At 67.6% G+C, this 14,877-nt stretch carries 14 protein-coding genes; 12 read left to right on the top strand and 2 right to left on the bottom strand.

Annotated elements, in window-relative coordinates:
* Positions 1–230: 230 nt before the first annotated feature.
* Together sucC and sucD are read left to right on the top strand one after the other, a co-directional pair.
* Complete coding sequence (gene sucC / locus LQD00_RS14845; protein ID WP_006867802.1) at positions 231–1,394, top strand: ADP-forming succinate--CoA ligase subunit beta; 1,164 nt, start codon at positions 231–233, stop codon at positions 1,392–1,394.
* A gap of 14 nt (positions 1,395–1,408) precedes the next feature.
* The gene (gene sucD, locus LQD00_RS14840; protein WP_232717950.1) at positions 1,409–2,311 is read left to right on the top strand and encodes a succinate--CoA ligase subunit alpha; all 903 of its coding nucleotides are present in this window, start codon (positions 1,409–1,411) and stop codon (positions 2,309–2,311) included.
* 79 nt (positions 2,312–2,390) lie between these two features.
* On the opposite strand, the gene LQD00_RS14835 is transcribed toward sucD, so the two are convergent.
* Positions 2,391–3,452, bottom strand: a complete 1,062-nt coding sequence (locus LQD00_RS14835; protein ID WP_232717949.1) for a GmrSD restriction endonuclease domain-containing protein — start codon at positions 3,450–3,452, stop codon at positions 2,391–2,393.
* Positions 3,453–3,613: 161 nt separating this feature from the next.
* On the opposite strand from LQD00_RS14835, the gene LQD00_RS14830 reads away from it, so the two are divergent.
* Genes LQD00_RS14830 through LQD00_RS14805 form a run of 6 tightly spaced genes read left to right on the top strand, consistent with a single transcriptional unit; the run spans position 3,614 to position 8,013 of the window.
* Positions 3,614–4,297 carry a hypothetical protein gene (locus tag LQD00_RS14830; protein ID WP_232717948.1) on the top strand — a complete coding sequence of 228 codons (684 nt, stop codon included), beginning with the start codon at positions 3,614–3,616 and terminating at the stop codon, positions 4,295–4,297.
* Positions 4,294–4,770 carry an RDD family protein gene (locus LQD00_RS14825; RefSeq protein WP_232717947.1) on the top strand — a complete coding sequence of 159 codons (477 nt, stop codon included), beginning with the start codon at positions 4,294–4,296 and terminating at the stop codon, positions 4,768–4,770. Before LQD00_RS14830 ends, LQD00_RS14825 begins: the two co-directional genes overlap by 4 nt.
* A 45-nt stretch (positions 4,771–4,815) precedes the next feature.
* Positions 4,816–6,285 carry an acetyl-CoA carboxylase carboxyltransferase subunit alpha/beta gene (locus LQD00_RS14820; protein WP_232717946.1) on the top strand — a complete coding sequence of 490 codons (1,470 nt, stop codon included), beginning with the start codon at positions 4,816–4,818 and terminating at the stop codon, positions 6,283–6,285.
* Positions 6,282–6,680, top strand: coding sequence for an NUDIX hydrolase (locus tag LQD00_RS14815; RefSeq protein ID WP_232717945.1), 399 nt, complete (start codon positions 6,282–6,284; stop codon positions 6,678–6,680). Before LQD00_RS14820 ends, LQD00_RS14815 begins: the two co-directional genes overlap by 4 nt.
* 53 nt (positions 6,681–6,733) lie before the next feature.
* Entirely contained in the window at positions 6,734–7,354 is a 621-nt protein-coding gene (locus tag LQD00_RS14810; protein ID WP_232717944.1) for a nitroreductase family protein, read from the top strand.
* A 17-nt stretch (positions 7,355–7,371) separates the two neighbouring features.
* Positions 7,372–8,013: a TetR/AcrR family transcriptional regulator gene (locus LQD00_RS14805; protein WP_154883134.1), complete on the top strand. Its 642-nt coding sequence runs from the start codon at positions 7,372–7,374 to the stop codon at positions 8,011–8,013.
* Here LQD00_RS14805 and LQD00_RS14800 read toward each other — a convergent pair whose 3' ends face one another.
* On the bottom strand, positions 8,014–9,648 hold the full coding sequence (locus tag LQD00_RS14800; RefSeq protein ID WP_232717943.1) for a class I adenylate-forming enzyme family protein: 1,635 nt from the start codon (positions 9,646–9,648) through the stop codon (positions 8,014–8,016).
* 97 nt (positions 9,649–9,745) lie between these two features.
* Here LQD00_RS14800 and LQD00_RS14795 point away from each other — a divergent pair, with 97 nt between their 5' ends.
* From LQD00_RS14795 to LQD00_RS14780, 4 genes are all read left to right on the top strand, one after another.
* Positions 9,746–10,585, top strand: a complete 840-nt coding sequence (locus tag LQD00_RS14795) for a TetR family transcriptional regulator (RefSeq protein ID WP_232717942.1) — start codon at positions 9,746–9,748, stop codon at positions 10,583–10,585.
* A 284-nt stretch (positions 10,586–10,869) separates the two neighbouring features.
* Positions 10,870–11,850, top strand: a complete 981-nt coding sequence (locus LQD00_RS14790; RefSeq protein ID WP_232717941.1) for a cyclase family protein — start codon at positions 10,870–10,872, stop codon at positions 11,848–11,850.
* Positions 11,851–11,888: 38 nt separating this feature from the next.
* Entirely contained in the window at positions 11,889–13,550 is a 1,662-nt protein-coding gene (locus tag LQD00_RS14785) for a class I adenylate-forming enzyme family protein (protein ID WP_232717940.1), read from the top strand.
* On the top strand, positions 13,547–14,782 hold the full coding sequence (locus LQD00_RS14780) for an acyl-CoA dehydrogenase family protein (protein WP_232717939.1): 1,236 nt from the start codon (positions 13,547–13,549) through the stop codon (positions 14,780–14,782). The genes LQD00_RS14785 and LQD00_RS14780 overlap by 4 nt, the downstream gene beginning before the upstream one ends.
* The last annotated feature ends 95 nt before the right edge of the window (positions 14,783–14,877 follow it).

Below are 14,877 nucleotides of genomic sequence, written 5' to 3'. Positions count from 1 at the left end.
CGCGATCGATTCAACACCCTGCGACGCGGGCGCGCGAGGCCGGGTCTCCGGTCCGTCGAATCTGCCAGGTGAGAGGTATCGAGATGTACTCGGGAGTAGGTTTGGAACGAGCAAGTGATCTGTCGCACAAGGGCAGGGTGCGCGCGAAGGGGCAATACAGCCCGGGTTTAAAGTCCGATATGGCCCGCGTTACACCCTTCGGCGGGCAAATCTACGAGATGGTGAGCTGAATGGATCTCTTCGAATACCAGGCGAAGGAACTGTTCGCCAAGCACGGGGTTCCCACCACACCCGGTCGGGTGACCGATGATGCCGCCGATGCGCGGGCGATCGCCGAGGAAATCGGCAAGCCCGTGATGATCAAGGCGCAGGTCAAGACCGGCGGACGTGGCAAGGCAGGCGGCGTGAAGTACGCCGCGACCCCGGACGACGCGCAGTCCCACGCCTCCAACATCCTTGGCCTCGACATCAAGGGCCACGTCGTGAAGAAGTTGCTGGTCGCCGAGGCCAGCGACATCGCGGAGGAGTACTACATCTCCTTCCTCCTCGATCGTTCCAACCGCACCTACCTGGCCATGTGCTCGGTCGAGGGCGGCATGGAGATCGAAGAGGTCGCCGCGACCAAGCCCGAGCGTCTCGCCAGGGTCGCCGTCGACGCCGTGAAGGGTGTCGACCTGGAGACCGCCCGCTCGATCGCCGAGCAGGGCCACCTGCCTGCCGAGGTCCTCGACGCCGCGGCCGTGACCATCCAGAAGCTGTGGGAGGTCTTCGTCGCCGAAGACGCCACCCTGGTGGAGGTCAACCCGCTCGTCCGCACCCCGGACGATCAGATCCTGGCCCTCGACGGCAAGGTCACCCTCGACGAGAACGCTGATTTCCGTCAGCCCGGCCATGCGGAGTTCGCCGACATCGAGGCGACCGATCCGCTCGAGCTGAAGGCCAAGGAGAACGACCTCAACTACGTCAAGCTCGACGGACAGGTCGGCATCATCGGCAACGGCGCTGGTCTGGTCATGTCGACCCTCGACGTCGTCGCCTACGCCGGTGAGAAGCACAACGGTGTGAAGCCGGCCAACTTCCTCGACATCGGTGGCGGCGCCTCGGCCGAGGTCATGGCCGCCGGCCTGGACGTCATCCTCAACGATGATCAGGTCAAGAGCGTCTTCGTGAACGTCTTCGGTGGCATCACCGCGTGTGACGCGGTCGCCAACGGCATCGTCGGCGCCCTGGAGAAGCTGGGGTCGGAGGCCAACAAGCCTCTCGTCGTCCGCCTCGACGGCAACAAGGTCGACGAAGGTCGCAAGATCCTGGCCGATGCGAACCACCCGCTGGTCACGCTCGCCGAAACCATGGACTCGGGCGCCGACAAGGCCGCCGAGCTGGCGAGCAAGTAAGGGAGCCACGGAAAATGTCGATCTTTCTGAACAAGGACAACAAGGTCATCGTCCAGGGCATCACCGGTGGTGAGGGCACCAAGCACACCGCCCTGATGCTCAAGGCCGGCACCAACGTCGTCGGTGGCGTCAACGCGCGCAAGGCCGGCACCACGGTGTCGCACGTCGACGCCGACGGCAACAACGTCGAACTGCCGGTGTTCGCCTCCGTCGCAGAGGCCATGAAGGAGACCGGGGCCGACACCTCGATCGCCTTCGTCCCGCCGAAGTTCTCCAAGGACGCCATCATCGAGGCGATCGACGCGGAGATCCCGCTGCTGGTCGTCATCACCGAGGGCATCCCGGTGCAGGACAGCGCCTTCGCGTGGGCCTACAACGTCGAGAAGGGCGCCAAGACTCGCATCATCGGTCCCAACTGCCCCGGCATCATCACCCCGGGTGAGGCTCTGGTCGGCATCACGCCGAACAACATCACCGGCAAGGGCCCGATCGGTCTGGTCTCCAAGTCGGGCACCCTGACCTACCAGATGATGTACGAGCTGCGCGACCTCGGCTTCTCGACCGCCATCGGCATCGGCGGCGACCCGGTCATCGGCACCACCCACATCGACGCCATCGAGGCGTTCGAGAAGGACCCCGAGACCAAGCTGATCGTGATGATCGGTGAGATCGGTGGCGACGCCGAGGAGCGTGCCGCCGACTACATCAAGGCCAACGTCTCCAAGCCGGTCGTCGGCTACGTCGCGGGCTTCACCGCGCCGGAGGGCAAGACCATGGGTCACGCCGGTGCGATCGTGTCCGGTAGCTCCGGCACCGCACAGGCCAAGAAGGAGGCCCTCGAGGCCGCAGGCGTGAAGGTCGGCAAGACGCCGTCCGAGACCGCCGCGCTGGCACGGGAGCTCTTCGAGGCTCTCTGAGTCGTCTCTCGACACCGAAAAACCCGAGCGGGATCATCCGCTCGGGTTTTTTCGTGCGCTCGGTGTTTCCGGGTGACGCCTACTCGCAGGCGACCCCGTCACCGTCGCGGTCGAGCTTGGCGCGGTAGCCGGGCTGACCCGCGTACAACGGGGCGGCCCCGGCCGCGCGTGCCGCCGAACAGTTCTTGTAGTAGACCGAGCCGGGCGCCTCGGCGGGCGGTGCCGTGTCGGCCGGCGGGGCGTAGAGCCGCGGCGGCGTGTAGGGCGTCTCGGGGGCCGGGGTCGCCGTGGAGGTACGCGTCTCGGTGCGCTCGGTGGTCGTCGGTGCCGCGGCGGTGGCACCGCACGAGGTCAGGACGCGGGTGATCGCGTCCTTCTCGGCCTGGGTCACCCAGAGTCGGTAGGCGGCCTTCACCTCGACCTGACGGGACACGTAGGTGCACCGGTAGTCCTTGTTCGGCGGCAGCCAGGTCGCGGCGTCGCCGGCGCCCTTCTTCTGGTTCGTCGGACCGTCGACGGCCTGCAGGTTGCGCGGGTCGTTGGCGAAGTCGACGCGCTGCTGCGGTGAGAGTTGCTGCGCGCCCTTCTGCCAGGCGTCCGAGAGCGCGACGACGTGATCGATCTGGACCGCCGAGGAGGTGCTCTGACCGCGGACGAACCGGATCGTCGTGCCGGTGTACGGGTCGTCGAGTGTGCCCGACAGGACGGCGCAACCATTGGAGCCCGGCTTGAGGGTGATGTCGGTCAGGTCGCGACGCAGGATGTCGTTGCGGGTGTCGCAACCGTTGTGTCCGCCGTCGACGGTGACATCATCGGACCAGGCCTGTCCGAACAGGTCGCGGTCGTATCCGGTCTTGGGTGCTCGTCCCTTGACGGCCAGCGTGTTCAAGGTCTTCAGCGCGTCGTCCGCGGCCGGTGCCGAAACCACGGCGATCACGGCTGACGCGGTGGGCAGCGGGGTCTCGGCGGCGGCCGACGTGGTCGGGAGCGCGGCGGCCGAGGTGGTCTCGGGCGTCGTGGACGGACCGGTCACCGGACCGTCCATCACGCAGCCGGAGGCAGCAAAGGCGACCGCGGCGACAGGGGCTGCGAGCAACCACCGGGACAGCGGCTTCCGGCGTGGGGGCACAGATTCGGGCATCGTCGAACGAACCTCTCATAGGACTTCTCAACCATCATGACGCGCAATTGTTTCGACGAGCCTCGAGCCTCATATCGGTCCCGCGCCGGGGTCGTTACACGGCACACGACGTGACACGATTGCGACGGTCCGGGCCGATCCCCGCGTGCGATAATTCGGCGGTGAACCCAGAGCCGCGGGGCGGTGCGACATCCCGATTGGTGAGGGAGTCGTGGCATTTCGCCGGGGTCGTCGTCGACGCCGCCGAACACCTGCCCGTCGCGGGCGGGATCATCGGCGCGACACGTACCAGGGCGCAGCGGTTGGTCGACGACACCCGCGTACGGGTCGCCACGACGACGCGGATGGTCCTCGGCGCGGTCATCCGCGAGGTCGTCGAGGTACTCACCGAGGAGGTCGACCTCACCGACCTCGTGGTGCGAAACGTCGACCTGCGCCGGCTGATCGCCGGGGTCCTCGCGGTCATCGACCTCGACGCGGTGATCGAGACGGTCGACCTCGATCGTGCTGTCGCGCAGGTGGATCTGATGAAGGCCATCGCCCTGGTGGACATCGACGAGGTCATCGGGACCGTCGACCTCAACGCGGTGGCTTCGCGGATAGACATCGAGGCCATTCTCGACCGCGTCGACCTCGTCGGCCTCGCCGAGGAGATCATCGACGGCGTCGACCTCCCGGACATCATCCGGGAGGCCAGCACATCGGTCACCGCCGACGTGATGACCGACGTGCGCAGCACCAGCGAACGTGCCGACGACGCGGTCGCCAACGCCGTCAACAGGTTCCTGCGTCGACGCGCCGCCGAGGTCGCCGACGAGCCCGGGCAGGACGGTGCAAGCCGATGACGGCAGAACCGAGACCCGACCATCCGGCGGTGCATCGGGCGCATGCCGTGCAAGACCGGGACAAGGACGCCGGGATCGTCAGTCGCGGCATCGGGGCATTCCTCGACCTGCTCGTGGTCTGGACCATCCTGGGCGCGTGCTATCTCGGTCTCGCGCTGATGAAGTTCGCCGTCACCGTCAGCGAGTTCCACTTCCCGCAGCTCAACATCCTGTTCACCACAACAGGGTTCGTGATCACCTCGGTGTTCTACCTGTCCACGTGCTGGGAGGTGTCCGGCCGCACCCTGGGCTCGGTCGTGATGGGACTACGCGTGGTGAACAGCAAGGGCGTACGCGTCCGGCCGGCCGTCGCCGTGCTGCGAGCCCTGTTCTGCACCGTCTTCGCCATCGGCCTGGTGTGGGTGGCCGTCGACCGACGGCGCCGCTCGGTCGCCGACATCGTCTTCCGCACCAGGGTCATCTACTCTCGCTGACCGCGTTGGACGTACGGAGGCCGCGTGCGGGATACGGTGTGAGGCATGGGTGAACGGGCACGGTTGTCGGCCGCGGACCTGCGGGACATGATCGTCGACGACGGATCATGGGAGTCGTGGGACGCCGCGATCGTCCGACCCGCGGTCACCTCCGACGGTGACGACCGCGCCTACGCCGACGACCTCGCCCGTGCCCGGGACCGCAGCGATTCCGATGAATCGGTGATGACCGGCGCCGGGCTGATCGGTGGCCACCGCGCGGCGATCGTCCTCAGCGAGTTCGGGTTTCTCGGCGGGTCCATCGGCCGTGACGCGGGTGCGCGGATCGTCGACGCGATCTCGCGGGCCACCCGCGAACGGCTTCCGCTGATCGCGTTGCCCGCATCGGGCGGTACCCGTATGCAGGAGGGGACCGCGGCGTTCCTCCAGATGGTCGCGATCACCGGCGCCGTCGCCTTGCACAAGGCGGCCGGCCTGCCGTACCTCGTCTATCTGCGGCATCCCACGACCGGCGGTGTCTTCGCCTCATGGGGCTCCCTCGGCCACGTCACCTGGGCGCAGCCGGGCGCCCTCGTCGGATTCCTCGGCCCCCGCGTGTACGAGGGGCTCTACGGCGAACCGTTTCCCGACGGCGTGCAAACGGCCGAGAACCTGGTTCGCACAACGGTGGTCGACGATGTGGTGGAGCCGACAGATCTGGCCGGGAGGCTGGCGTCGGTGTTGCGACTGCTCGCCCTGCATGGTGACGCGCCGCCGACGCAGGCTCCGCAGTCAGCGCCCGACGACTCCGGTACGCCGGCGCACGACGCCTGGGCGAGTGTGCTGGCGACACGTGAACCGGGTCGGGCGGGGTTGATCGAGTTCCTCGCACTGGGGGATTCGGCGGCGCTGTCCGACGCAGGTCCACTTCGCTTCGCACTCAGCGACTTCGGCGGCCGGGTGGCGATGGTCGTCGGCTACGACCGGGTTTCCCAGGAAGCCGGCGAGTTGCCCGGTCCGCGCCATCTGCGCGAGGCGCGCCGGGCGATCATGGCCGCCGGCGATCTCGGTCTACCGGTTGTCACGATCATCGACACCCCGGGGGCGGAACTGTCGGTGGTCGCCGAGGAGGGCGGACTCGCCGCCCAGATCGCCCGTTGCACGGTCGAATTGATCAAGGTCGCGGTGCCGACCGTCTCGGTGATGTTGGGGCAGGGCGCCGGCGGCGCGGCGTTGGCGCTGTTCCCGGCGGACCTGCGCGTGGCCCGCGCCGATGCGTGGTTGTCGCCGTTGCCTCCCGAAGGTGCGAGTCTCATCGTCCACCGCGACCTCGAGCACGCCGGCGAGATGGCTGCGCGCCAGGGCATTCTCGCAGGACGACTCGCGGCACAGGACATGGTCGACGTGATCGTCGACGCCGACTGCGACGCCGCCGCACTCGCCGAGATCCGCAACGCGATCGCCGATCATCTCGCGACGTCGCCGACGCCCGATCCTCGCGCGCGCACCCGGGTACCCGCGGCGGACGTGCGATGACGACGCGCATCGTCGCGGTCGGTGCCGTGCTCACCGACGACGACGGCCGGGTCCTGCTCATCCGGCGCCGCAACCCGCCGCAGGCCGGGAAGTGGACGATCCCGGGCGGAAAGGTCGAGCCCGGTGAGTCGACCGAGGCCGCGGTCGTGCGGGAGATGTTGGAAGAGACCGGTTTTCGCATCGAGGTCGGCGAGTTGCTGTGGACGGTCGACATCCCCGGGCCGGATGACGTCGTCTTCGAGGTCCACGACTTCGCCGCGCGGATCGTCTCCGGGACACTGTGCGCCGGAGACGACGCCGCCGACGCCGGATGGTTCACGCCCGCGCAACTCGCCGAGCTCCCGGTGACGCGTGGACTGGTGGCGCACCTCCGCAAACACGGGGTCCTCGAATAGGCATGTGACCACGGTTGGTGGTGCCCGCGGCCCATCCTGTGGAAGATGGGGACATGACCGAACTCCTGCCGCTCGATCCCGACCAGCTGCTCTCGACGACGCGCTCGGTGCGCAAGCGTCTCGACTACGACCGCCCGGTCCCGCTCGACGTGGTCAAGGAAGCACTCGAGGTCGCCCTGCAGGCGCCGACCGGGAGCAACAGCCAGACCTGGCACTGGATCGTGCTCACCGACCCCGAACTCAAGCAGAAGGTCGCCGATTACTACGCGCAGTCCTTCGCCAAGTATTACGCCGCGCAGCAGCCGCGCGACGAGACCGGCAAGCGGGTCGCGTCGAGCGCCCAATACCTCGCCGACACGATGGGACAGGTCCCGGTGCTGGTCATCGGCGCGATCTACACCGGCGGCGACCTGCCCGAGGGCAACCAGGCCGGCGTGTGGGGCTCCCTCCTGCCGGGCGCCTGGAGCCTGCAACTCGCGCTGCGCGCCCGCGGCCTCGGTTCTGCGTGGACCACGCTCCACCTCGCCCACGAGAAGGAGATCGCCGAGCTGCTCGGCATCCCCGCGGGCATCCACCAGGGTGTCCTGTTGCCGGTGGCCTACTACACCGGCACCGACTTCAAGCCGGCTCCGCGCAAGCCTCTCGACTCGGTGCTCCACATCGACGGCTGGTGAGTAGAGTGCGGATCACCATGTCCGCCACCAGTGACACCCCACCGGTCGAGACGGGGGACGTTCCCCGCCCGCCGACCCGTCGCACCCAGGCGAAGGCCGCGCGGCGCGCCGAGCTGCTGACCGCGGCCGCCCGGCAGATGGCCGAACGCGGCTTCGCCGGTGTGCGTCTCGAGGACATCGGACGCGCGGTCGGGGTGAGCGGACCGGCCATGTACCGGCACTTCTCGTCGAAGACCGAACTGCTCGACGAGATGCTCGTCGACATCAGCCAGCGGCTGCACGACGGCGGTGCCGAGGTCGTCGACCGCGGCGGGCCGCCGTCCGAGACCCTGTTGGCGCTCATCGGTTTTCACATCGACGTGCTCGTCACGAAACCCGACCTGATCGTCGTCCAGGATCGTGATCTGTCGTCGATGACGCCGGAGGCCAACCACCGTGTCCGACTGTTGCAGCGGCGCTACGTCGAACGCTGGGTCGACGTCGTGATCGCCGTCTACCAGCAGGAGGGCCGCACCCTCGACCGGGCCGAGGCGCGCGTCCGCGTGCACGCGACGTTCGGCCTGCTCAACTCCTCGCCCCGCTTGCCCGCCTACGACGAGTCCGAACTGCGTCGTCTGCTCACCGCGATGGCCCTGGCCGCACTCGGCTGCCGGGTCTGATCAGCGCAGTTCGCGGCGCAGCAACTTGCCGGTCGCGCTGCGTGGGAGTGCTCCGACGATCTCGACCTCGCGCGGGTACTTGTAGGCCGCCATCCGTTCGCGGCAGTACTCGATGAGTTCGGTCGGCGTGGCCTCCGCGCCCGGTTGCAAGGCGACGTAGGCGCGGGTCGACTCACCGCGGTAGTCGTCGGGGATTCCGACCACAGCCGTCTCGAGCACCGCCGGATGCGACTGCAGCACCTGCTCGATCTCGAACGGCCAGATCTTGTACCCGGATGCGTTGATCAGGTCGTTGCTGCGGTCGATGACGTAGAACCAGCCGTCGGCATCCATGAAACCCACGTCGCCGGTACGCATCTCACCGTTGCGCAGCGCCGATCCGTCGTCGTCGACCTGACCCCAGTAGCCGGCGGCGATCTGCGGTCCGGCCGTGACGATCTCGCCGAAATTACCCGGCGGCAGCGGTTCGCCGCGCTCGTCGACGACCCGGGCCATCGTGTCGAAGATCGGCAGACCGACTGACAGCGCACCGGTTTCGGGATCGACCGGCGCGGGGACACCGGGCGGCACCATGTGGGTCGGCGAGGTGGACTCGGTCTGCCCGTACACGTTGTGGATCATCCCGCCCAGGCGCTCTTCGATCCGTTCGGCGACGTCGGGGAGGACCGGTGCGCCCCCCGAATAGCGGAGTCGGAGTGACTCGAACGCCTCGGGCGACGCGTCGGGATGGTCGGCCAGCGCGATGTAGGCGGTGATCGAGGCGACGGAGAACGCCGGACGCCAGGCACGCACCGCGTCGAAGACCAGGCCGGCGTCGAATCGGTGGGTGAGAACGAGCGGGGAGCGCAGGGACAGCGCCAGCATCACCGAGCCCACCAGGCCGGTGACGTGGAAGATCGGCGACATGCACAGGATCGGCTCGCCCGGTTCCAGGCCGGTCCAGGTGCGATAGGCCTGCGCGCTGAACGCGAGGTTCCGGTGCGTCAGCTTCGCGCCCTTGGGTGGCCCGGTGGTGCCCGACGTCGGTGCCAGCACCGCGACGTCATCCGGTGCGGGTACGTGCCGGATTACCGAACGCGCGCCGGTGCCGATCAGGTCGAGGAGTTCGACGGTGCCTGCCGTGGCCACGCGGGACACGTCGAACACGCGCTGCAGATCGTCGCTGCCGGCGAAATCGAGCGGCGAGGCCGTGATGACGAGTCCGATCGACCCCAGCTCGTCGACGACCTCCGCGTGGACCTCGTCGAGGATGAGCAGGGCGCTCGGCGTGAAATCGTCGAGGGCCCTTCGGAATTCGCTGCGTTTGTACATGGGGCTGATCAGAGCGGCGACGCCACCGACCTTCCAGGCGGCGAGGAGTCCGAGGATGATGGCCGGCTCGTTCTGGACCGCGATGCCCAGCCGGTCGCCGGCCGCGAAGCCGTGTTCCCCGAGCGCGTGGGCCAGGGCGTCGGAGGCGGCGTCGAGGTCGGCCCAGCTCAGCGTCGCGCCGAAGTAGTGGACGGCCGGAGCGTCGGGAGCCGCGGAGAGCGCGGCGTCGAACGCCTCGAGCGGGGACCCGAACTCGAGGTCGAGGTGCTCGGGGAGTCCGGGCGGGTAGTTGGCCAGCCAGGGACGGCTCTCGTAGGCGTTCATGCGTACGGGCGTTCGGGGCGACGCGAGCGAGGCGACAGATCGTGGAGCACGAGGATGAGTCTACGAAAAATGGGCGCCTCCCCATAAGCTGTTCAGCGTGGTCGAACAACCGGTGACCGACAGCGGCGCCGCCGTGCGCGAGTTGCGCAAGCAGGCGGGCGTGACGCTGCGTGGGCTGGCTGCCGGTATCGGGGTGAGCGTCGGGACCATGAGCGCCATCGAGAACGGCAAGGTCGGGCTCACCGTCGACCGCTTGCGTCAGATCGCGCAGTGCCTGGACGTACCCGTCGCTCGTTTCCTCGAGTCGCCGCCACCGGAGAAGGTCGAGGCCGACACGGACCCGACGGACTGGCGCGTGTTCGCCCCGCTGACACTGGACCCGGTGCTGGAGTCGGCGATCGACGTCTTCGAGGAACTCGGCTACCACGGTGCGACGATGCGCCTCATCGCGGCCGGCGCCGACATCAGTGTCGCCGGCATCTATCACCACTACCCGAGCAAGCAGCATCTGCTCGTCGCGCTGGTCAACATCGCCCACGCTGACCTGGCCCGACGCCTCGACGCGGCCGGCGACGGCGTCGACGCGGTGACCGCTTTCGCCAACATGGTGGAGGCGCTGACCCTGTTCCACGTCGAGCGGCGCGCGCTGGCGCTCGTCCTGGCGACGGAGCTCCGGCGCCTCGAGGAACCCAACCGCACCCATCTGCAGGCGTCGATGGCGCAGATCGAGGGGCGTCTGCTCGACACGGCCCGTCGCGCCGCCGAGCTCGGCACCTTTCGGTCGGGTGACCTGTCCGTGGCGACCAAGGCGATCGTCACGATGTGCCTGGCCGTGCCGACCTGGACCGACGACTCCGACGCCGCCCAGGGCCGTCGGATCGCTCGCGAGTACGCAGATCTGGCGCTCGCCATGGTGGGACACCACGCCGACCGCTAGGCCGTCTCGGACCGGTCGGCTGATCCACGTTCTGTGCCTCCGGTTCAAGCGTGTTCAGGCCGGCTGAACTTGCCGCGTGTACTGGGCTTTCCGCCCTGCTGCTGACAAACCCTGAAACATCACCGATTTCGCCTCTTGACGGCGTTGCGAACGAGTGCGATGCTCGTCACAATGAACTTACCGAGCGAGCGCTCACAAAGTTCAGTCGTAATGTTCAGTCCGCACCGTTCTGGGTGCGACCCGGAACCGTCGGTTCCGCTCTGGATCGAATCAAAGGAGATGAGATGACCGAGATCGAGACCGCTGCGCCGTCCATGGGTGATCTGCTGGGAGCCGACACCCCGTCGAACTGGGGCAAGTGGGGTCCCGACGACGAGGTGGGCGCCCTGAACTACCTGGACGCGAGCGAGGTCCTGCGCGGTGTCGGCCACATCAAGTCGGGGGAGACCTTCACCCTCCAGATCGAGATGGGCCGCACCGAGAGCCCCGGCGATCCGCTGTGGCCGGGCCGCGAGGGCATCAACCGGAAGAACATCCTCGACGAGTCGTCGTGGGACGGTGAAGGCGCACCGCAGTTCCCCGGTGGTCTGCACTACGCCGACGACACCGCGAACATCTTCCTGCAGGGCTCCACGCAGTACGACGCACTCGGCCATGTCTGGTACGACGGCAAGCTCTACAACGGTTACGACGCCCGCAGCACCGTCGACGCACTGGAGAAGGCGTCGGTCCTGCCGATCGCCGAGAAGGGCGTCGTCGGCCGTGGCGTGCTGATCGACATGGCCCGGTATCGCGGCAAGAAGTACCTGGAGAAGGGTGAGACCTTCGATCACAACGACCTCGAAGCCGCCGCTGCCGCACAGGGTGTCACCATCGAACCGCACGACATCCTGATCATCCGCACCGGGTGGCTGACCTACTGGTACGAGCTGAACAACCCGGAAGAGTTCTACGACGGCTTCTGCGAGCCCGGCCTGACCTACTCGCGTGAGCTGGTGCAGTGGTTCCAGGACCGGGAGATCCCGAACCTGGTCACCGACACCATCGCCAACGAGGTCACCACCGACCCGGAATCCGGTGTGGCGCTTCCGCTTCACAACGCGCTCATGCGCAACCTGGGTGTCGTGTTCACCGAGATCGTCTGGCTCGAGGAGCTGGCCGAGGCGTGTGCCGCCGACAACCGCTGGAGCTTCCTGTACGTCGCGGCTCCGCTCAAGGTCGTCAGCGGCACCGGTGCGCCGGTGAACCCCGTCGTCATCCGCTGACTCACCCCGAGTCATTCGCCGAAAGAGGAACGTCAGACATGAGTGTCTACGACGACAAGGTGTGGCGCCGCCACTACCGCGAGCAGGATCTCGCACCGCGGAGCATCGAGTTCGACACCGCGCTGGACATGTTCGCGGCCACGGCCGAACGCACCCCCGATGCCGACCTGATCCGCTACTTCGACGGGTCGATCACGGCCGGTGAGCTCGACAAGCTGACCGACGCGTTCGCGGTCGGCATTCTGGACCTGGGGTTCACCCCGGGCGACCGCGCGGTGGTCTACGCCCAGAACATCCCGCAGTTCGTCATCGCGCAACTGGGCATCTGGAAGGCCGGCGGCATCGCCGTCTCGGCCAACCCGATGTACCGCAGCCGCGAACTCGCCGAGATCCTCGTCGATTCCGGCGCCACGGTGCTGGTCGCGATGCAGTCGCTGTACCGCGATGTCGCACAGGAAGCGCTGCGAGACAACAAGACCGCGGTGCGAACGGTGATCACCACCTCGGAGCTGGAGTACCAGACCGCGAACAGCGGAACCCTGGCCGGCGTCGAGAAGATCGACTGCCCCGACACCGTCGATCTGGCGACGATGCTGGCGAAGTACCGCGGTCAGCGGCCGCCCAAGGCCGATCTCACCGCAGACAGCGTCGCCTTCCTGACCTACACGTCGGGAACCACCGGACCGCCCAAGGGTGCGATGACCACCCACCGCAACGTCGTCTTCAATGCGCAGACATACCGTGACTGGGTCGGTGTCGACAACGACGACGTGATTCTCGGCGTGGCTCCGCTGTTCCACATCACCGGGCTCATCGCGCACATCGCATTGGCCGAACTCACCGGTGCGCCGCTGGTCCTGATGTACCGGATGGACCCGGCGGACACCATCGCGACCATCGCGCGGGAGAAGGCGACATTCACGGTCGGCTCGATCACGGTGTTCATCGCGTTGATGAACGTCCCGGACATCGATCCGGCGTCGTTGGCGAGCCTGTCGAAGATCTACTCCGGTGGGGCGCCGATCCCGCCGAGCACGATCGCCGAGTTCCAGAAGCGGTTCGGTCACTACATCCACAACGTGTACGGCCTGACCGAGACGACGTCTCCGTCGCATGCGGTGCCGTTCGGTGTGACGGCTCCGTCCGACGAGGAGACCGGGGCCACCTCGGTGGGAATCCCGGTGTACGACACGGTCGTCCGGATCGTCGACGAGCAGGGCAACGACCTGCCCGCGGGCGAGGTCGGCGAGCTGGTCACCGCCGGCCCGCAGGTGGTCGCCGGTTACTGGAACAAGCCGGAGGCGACCGCGAAGGGCATCCCGAACGGCGTGCTGCACACCGGCGACGTCGGCTACATGGATGCCGACGGATGGTTCTACATCGTCGACCGCAAGAAGGACCAGATCAACACCAGCGGTTTCAAGGTGTGGCCACGTGAGGTCGAAGACGTTCTCTACGAGCATCCTTCGGTTCGTGAGGCCGCGGTCGTCGGCGTGCCCGACTCCTACCGCGGTGAGACCGTGAAGGCGTTCGTCAGTCTGCGTCCGGGGACCGAGGCGACGCCGGAGGAACTGATCGACCACTGCAAGACGCGGATGGCGGCCTACAAGTACCCGCGCGAGGTCGTGGTGATGGGCGACATCCCCAAGACCGCCACGGGCAAGCTGTTGCGTCGCGAACTGCGGACGGTGGCACAGTGATCCAGCCGGATCTGAACCTCCGCGCCCCGGCCGAGACGCTGGATCTCCGGCCGTCGGCGAAGGCGTTGGAGCTGCGCGAGGAACTCATCGCGTTCATGCACTCCGACGTCTTCCCGGCGGAGCAGCGCTACGAAGAGGAGCGCGGCTTCGCCGGTCCCGACGATCACGACGTGCCGGCGGTCGTCGAGGAGCTGAAGAAACGGGCCCGCGCGCGCGGTCTGTGGAATCTGTTCCTGCCGTCCGAATCCGGGATCAGTCAGCTCGACTACGCCGGTCTGGCCGAGATCACCGGGTGGAGCCTGCATCTGGCGCCCGAAGCCGTCAACGGTGCGGCGCCCGACACCGGGAACATGGAGCTGATGCACCTGTTCGGCACCGACGAGCAGAAGCAGACCTGGCTGGAACCGCTGCTCGACGGCCGAATCCGGTCGGCGTTCTCGATGACCGAGAAGGACGTCGCGAGTTCGGATGCGACGAACATCGAGACCAGCATCTCTCGCGACGGCGACTCCTACATCATCAACGGCCGGAAATGGTGGACCAGCGGTGCGGCCGACCCGCGCTGCAAGCTGCTCATCGTGATGGGCAAGACCGATCCGGAGGCGGCGACCCATCGTCAGCAGTCGATGGTGCTGGTCCCGATCGACACCCCGGGTGTCACCGTGGTCCGCGACGTACCGGTGTTCGGTCGCCACGACCAGCACGGCCACGTCGAGATCGTCTACGACAACGTCCGGGTGCCCGTCGAGAACCTGCTCGGTGAGGAAGGTGGCGGATTCGCCATGGCGCAGGCGCGCCTCGGCCCCGGCCGAATCCACCACTGCATGCGTGCGCTCGGCGCTGCCGAACGTGCTCTGCACCTCATGGTTCAACGGTCGAAGGGGCGCGTCGCGTTCGGCAAGCCGCTGGCCGAGCAGGGCGTCGTGCAGCAGCAGATCGCCGAGTCGCGCATCGCGATCGACCAGGCTCGTCTGCTGTGCCAGCTGGCCTCGAAGACGATCGACGAACTCGGCAACAAGGCTGCCGCGCCGTATGTCTCGGCCGCCAAGGTGTCGGTGCCGCGGGTCGCGCTCGAGGTCATCGACCGGGCGATCCAGGTCCACGGTGGCGCCGGCGTCAGCGACGACGTGCCACTCGCCGCCATGTACGGCTGGCATCGTGCGATGCGCATCTTCGACGGACCGGACGAGGTGCACATCCGCACCATCGCCAAGTCGGAGCTGCGGCGGTGACCACAGGTTGAGAAGTTGAGGCAGTTTGCGCCGCTCACCGGCGCAAACTGCCTCAACTTTTGTGCAGGTGGCACTCCTGATGACCGCTTCGTTCT

This window comes from Gordonia metallireducens, from assembly GCF_021245825.1.
Lineage (GTDB): Bacteria > Actinomycetota > Actinomycetes > Mycobacteriales > Mycobacteriaceae > Gordonia > Gordonia namibiensis.
The sequence above is the reverse complement of the archived record's forward strand: the minus strand, read 5'-3'. Positions and strand labels throughout refer to the sequence as shown.

What these genes read in the sequence shown, in the direction of transcription:
- LQD00_RS14820 (WP_232717946.1), top strand. Translation starts at nt 4,816, where the DNA reads ATGGGTGAACGGGCACGGTTGTCGGCCGCGGACCTGCGGGACATGATC.
- LQD00_RS14810 (WP_232717944.1), top strand. Translation starts at nt 6,734, where the DNA reads ATGACCGAACTCCTGCCGCTCGATCCCGACCAGCTGCTCTCGACGACG.
- LQD00_RS14790 (WP_232717941.1), top strand. Translation starts at nt 10,870, where the DNA reads ATGACCGAGATCGAGACCGCTGCGCCGTCCATGGGTGATCTGCTGGGA.
- sucC (WP_006867802.1), top strand. Translation starts at nt 231, where the DNA reads ATGGATCTCTTCGAATACCAGGCGAAGGAACTGTTCGCCAAGCACGGG.
- LQD00_RS14835 (WP_232717949.1), bottom strand. Translation starts at nt 3,452, where the DNA reads ATGCCCGAATCTGTGCCCCCACGCCGGAAGCCGCTGTCCCGGTGGTTG.
- sucD (WP_232717950.1), top strand. Translation starts at nt 1,409, where the DNA reads ATGTCGATCTTTCTGAACAAGGACAACAAGGTCATCGTCCAGGGCATC.
- LQD00_RS14815 (WP_232717945.1), top strand. Translation starts at nt 6,282, where the DNA reads ATGACGACGCGCATCGTCGCGGTCGGTGCCGTGCTCACCGACGACGAC.
- LQD00_RS14805 (WP_154883134.1), top strand. Translation starts at nt 7,372, where the DNA reads ATGTCCGCCACCAGTGACACCCCACCGGTCGAGACGGGGGACGTTCCC.
- LQD00_RS14825 (WP_232717947.1), top strand. Translation starts at nt 4,294, where the DNA reads ATGACGGCAGAACCGAGACCCGACCATCCGGCGGTGCATCGGGCGCAT.
- LQD00_RS14785 (WP_232717940.1), top strand. Translation starts at nt 11,889, where the DNA reads ATGAGTGTCTACGACGACAAGGTGTGGCGCCGCCACTACCGCGAGCAG.
- LQD00_RS14800 (WP_232717943.1), bottom strand. Translation starts at nt 9,648, where the DNA reads ATGAACGCCTACGAGAGCCGTCCCTGGCTGGCCAACTACCCGCCCGGA.